Origin of the sequence: Methylobacterium nigriterrae, assembly GCF_037106235.1 — a bacterium.
GTDB classification, from domain to species: domain Bacteria; phylum Pseudomonadota; class Alphaproteobacteria; order Rhizobiales; family Beijerinckiaceae; genus Methylobacterium; species Methylobacterium nigriterrae.
The window spans coordinates 1-929 of the sequence record NZ_JBAWTG010000426.1 but is presented as its reverse complement, the minus strand read 5'-3'; the positions used below and the strand labels follow the sequence as shown (position 1 = coordinate 929).

1 protein-coding gene is annotated in these 929 nt (G+C 60.7%); it reads right to left on the bottom strand.

All coding sequences use genetic code 11. From position 1 onward, the window contains the following. Positions 1-138: 138 nt before the first annotated feature. A complete protein-coding gene (locus WDW90_RS37550) occupies positions 139-378 on the bottom strand; it encodes a hypothetical protein (protein ID WP_336492795.1) in 240 nt (79 codons plus the stop codon). Positions 379-929 lie beyond the last annotated feature (551 nt).

Genomic DNA, 929 nt, shown 5'->3' with positions numbered 1-929 from the left:
ACTCGCAAACAGCACCGCCGTCTCGATCGGTCCGATCGTGGCGAACAGCGTGACAAACGCGGATGTGATGCTTGGTGACACGTGCGCTGTCACGCTGCCTTACTCGCTCGCAGTCACGGATCTCGGACGAGGTCGGCGTCAGTTCTGGACGCTGGGTGGCGGCTCGAGCGCCATGCCCCTGGCCTTGATCTCAACCAGCCGCATCAGCTTTTCATCGGCCCCTTCCGCTCGCCAGCCTTCTACCGAGGCTGCCAGGAAGGCGGCGAAGTCCTCGCGCCGCACGACGCCATGTTTCTCCAAGTACGTTAGCAGGGCATTCAGGATCGCCACCGTCGCGTTGTCGGCTGCAGCGATGGCCTCGATCTGTGACGGCTTCACGGTTCTCTCCAGCCTGTGTGGGACAGACACCATGACTTAGAGATGGGATGCCGCGGGAAGAAGACCTCGATGGTAACAGGTAAGCAGATTGCCAGTTGCCATTGTGAACCGAAGGGTCGGATTACAACATTCAGTCCCGCGCCATCGTGGGCGGGCTGTCTGCTGATGGCGCTCGATCAGTTCCGACGCGTTATAGGGGCAGCGATGACGGATCGTGGACCCGCGCGGAACTCTGGCATGAGCCGAGCGGCCTCGAAGAGGCCACAAGCAACACTCCTGGCATCAGCATAGCCGACCGCGGGCTGTCGGACGGGCTAGCCAACCTTGAACCTGTGATAGTCCATCTCAAAGGCCCGCCCATCGACTGTAGTTCTTGAGCCGGCCAAGGTCCGCGCAGCGTTCCGATAGCGCTTGCCCTAGTGGACCGTTCCAAACGGCGCAAAATGCTATGGCAGGAAAACGACCGTTTTCCTGTCATCGGCGAGGAGCGTCTCGCGAGCCCTCCCAAACAGCCCCGTTTGTGTCAGGAAACCGTGACTGGAAAACTACTG